This window comes from Streptomyces calidiresistens (assembly GCF_014141525.1).
Taxonomy (GTDB): domain Bacteria; phylum Actinomycetota; class Actinomycetes; order Streptomycetales; family Streptomycetaceae; genus Streptomyces; species Streptomyces calidiresistens.
Genome location: NZ_VKHS01000705.1, coordinates 1 through 2,859, shown reverse-complemented (window position 1 = coordinate 2,859; position 2,859 = coordinate 1). Strand labels below are relative to the sequence as shown.

Sequence of the window (2,859 nt, the reverse complement as noted above, 5' to 3'; positions counted from 1 at the left end):
CCCCTCCCGGGGGCACGCCGTGAGCCGTCCGGTCTCCCCCCGGTGCTCCGGCACCCCTCGACCGGTGCCGCGACGGCGGGTCGTCGTGCCGGGGGACGTCACCCGGCACGACGCCGTCCGCCCCCGCCCGCCGCTTCCCGCCCGGTCCGCGGCCACCCGCTGCGCGGGGGTCGGGCGGCGCACGACCGGGACGCCCGGCCCCCGCGTCCCGGAGCCCCCGGCCGTCGTCCTGCGCGGCGCCGCCGAGCTGGTGGACGCCCTGCCCCACCTGTTGGGCTTCCACCCCGAGGATTCGGTGGTGCTGGTCGCCGTCCACCGGGACGGCGGGCGACTCGGTGGACGGGTGCGGGCGCCCATCCCGGAGTCACCCGTGGACTGGCCCCGGGCGGCCGACGCGGTGGCACGCTGCCTGCTGGAGGGCTCGCGACGGCGGGAGGGGGTGCCCGCCTCGGCGGTGCTCTACCTGTGCCGGGACCCGAGGTCGGGGGAGTCCCCGCGTCAGGTGATGGAACGCCTGCGTCCCTTCGCGACCCTGGTGCGTTCCTCCTGCGACGCGCTGGCGGTGCCGGTGCACGAGGCGCTGTGTCTGTCCGGGGACCGCTACTGGCCCTACACGCGGCCCGCGGCCGTCGCCTGTCCGCCCGAGGGATTGCCCCGCCCCCGACCCGGACACTCCGAGCTGGCCGCCGCCTCGGTCCTGGCGGGTGTGCCCATGCCGCCCACCCTCGGGGAGATGGAGCGCCGCATCGCGCCGGCCCGGGGCGCGGCCGCCGCCGATCAGGTCCGGGCCATGGACGAGGCGCTGGCCGCGCTGGTGCCCCGGGTGCTGGGTGACGGGGCCGACCCCGGGGCGTTGCGGGAGGAGACCGTCGAGTCGGTTCGGCGGTTGGTGGGCCGCTTCCGGCGGGGCGGCACCGAGCCGCGCCGGGGTCCGGTCTCCGCCGCGGACGCGCGCGACGACGCGCTGCTGTCCTCGACGGAGGCGGCGACCCTCCTCCTCGGCCTGCAGGACCGCGAGGCACGGGATGGGGCGGCGCGGTGGCAGGAGGGCCCCGACGGACGGGCCGCCCTGCGGCTGTGGCGGGCGCTCGCGCGTCGCTGCGTGGCGGAGTACCGCGAGCACGCCGCGGCCCCGTTGACCCTCGTGGGGTGGACGGCGTGGTCCCTGGGGGACGCGGTGGAGGCCCGGATCGCGTTGGCGCGGGCACTGGACGCCGATCCGCGGTGCGTCATGGCCGGCCTGTTGTACGCGGCGGTGAACGAGGGGCTGGACCCCGAGCCCCTGCGACGCGCGTTGCGGACGGGGAGGTCGTTCGCGGGGGACTGATTATCGTCAGGCAGACGACTATGATCACGGCATGCCCTACGACCCGTCGGCCTTCCCGCCGTTCGCCGTCACCGTGGACCTGGTCGTGCTCACCGTGCGGCGGCAGGCGTTGTGCGCGCTGGTGGTCCGGCGGGGGGAGCCGCCCCATCGGGGGCGATGGGCCCTCCCGGGCGGGTTCGTCCGGGAGCGGGAGGACCTGGCGGCGGCCGCGGCCCGTGAGTTGGGCGAGGAGACGGGGCTGCGGTCGCGTGAGCCCGGGACCGAACAACCCGGGGTGCACCTGGAACAGTTGGCGACCTACGGGGAACCGGACCGCGACCCCAGGATGCGGGTGGTCAGCGTGGCCCACCTGGTGCTGGCGCCCGATCTGCCGGCCCCCGTGGCCGGTGGCGACGCCGGCAGCGCCCGATGGGCGCCGGTGGCCGATCTCCTTCCGACGGGCCCGCCCCCCGGACCGGACGCGTCCGAGGGCGCGGGGCGCCCGGGGGCGGTCGGGGATCCCGGGGTGCCCCGGGGACCGCTCGCCTTCGACCACGACCGGATCCTCGCCGACGGGGTGGAGCGCGCCCGCTCCAAGCTGGAGTACTCCTCCCTGGCCACCGCCTTCTGTCCCCCCGAGTTCACGGTCGGGGAGTTGCGCCGGGTCTACGAGGTGGTGTGGGGGGTCGCGCTGGATCCGCGCAACTTCCACCGCAAGGTCACCGGCACGCCGGGTTTCCTGGTACCCAGCGGCGGTACCACCACCCGACAGGGCGGGCGTCCCGCCCAACTGTTCCGGGCCGGAGGAGCCACCCTGCTCAACCCGCCCATGCTGAGGCCGGAGGCGTGAGCCCGGCACCCCGGGCGCCCCGGTGGCGGAGGGGACCCACCCGGCCCGCCGCCATTCGGGTGTGATCAACCGACAAGGAGATCGACTTCCCGGCGGTGCACTCTCTCGCCGTTACGGTGTGGTCACCGTGCGCAAGGGCGCGGCGAACCACCACCACGATCGCCGGGGGCAGCGATGATCCAGGCCATCGGACTCACCGGGCCGCTCGGGCGGCGACGCGAGCCCGTCGTGGACGACCTCACCTTCGACGCCCGCCCCGGAGCCGTCACCGTGCTGCTCGGCCCGCCGGGGGCGGGGAAATCCACCGTTCTCCGCCTTCTGCTGGGCCTGGCCCCCCACCGGGGCGCGGCGCTCGTCCGGGGCCGGCCCGTCCGCCGCATCCCGCGTCCGGCGCGGGAGATCGGGGCGCTGCTCGACCGGCCCCGGCCGCATCCCGGCAGGACGGTTCGGGGACATCTGAGGCTCTCCGCCGCAGCGGCCGGGGTGCCCGCGGCCCGGGCCGACGAACTGTTGGAGGCGGTGGGCATGAGCGGCCTCGCCGACCGCAGGGCGGCCACCCTCTCCCAGGGGATGGAACGGCGGCTCGTCCTGGCCACCGCCCTGATCGGTGATCCCCACACCCTGCTGCTGGACGAGCCCGTTCGGGACCTCGACCCCCGGGAGGCGGCCCTGCTCCACGGCCTGGTGCGGGGGTGGGCGGGGG

General features: G+C 76.9%; 3 protein-coding genes. All 3 read left to right on the top strand.

Annotated features, from left to right (window positions below):
• Positions 1 to 1,327: DUF4192 domain-containing protein (locus FOE67_RS21735; protein WP_228474152.1), on the top strand; the 1,327-nt coding region annotated here is incomplete at its 5' end.
• A 31-nt stretch (positions 1,328 to 1,358) separates the two neighbouring features.
• Positions 1,359 to 2,156: an NUDIX hydrolase gene (locus FOE67_RS21730; protein WP_182666530.1), complete on the top strand. Its 798-nt coding sequence runs from the start codon at positions 1,359 to 1,361 to the stop codon at positions 2,154 to 2,156.
• 174 nt (positions 2,157 to 2,330) lie between these two features.
• Positions 2,331 to 2,859: ATP-binding cassette domain-containing protein (locus FOE67_RS21725; protein WP_182666529.1), on the top strand; the 529-nt coding region annotated here is incomplete at its 3' end.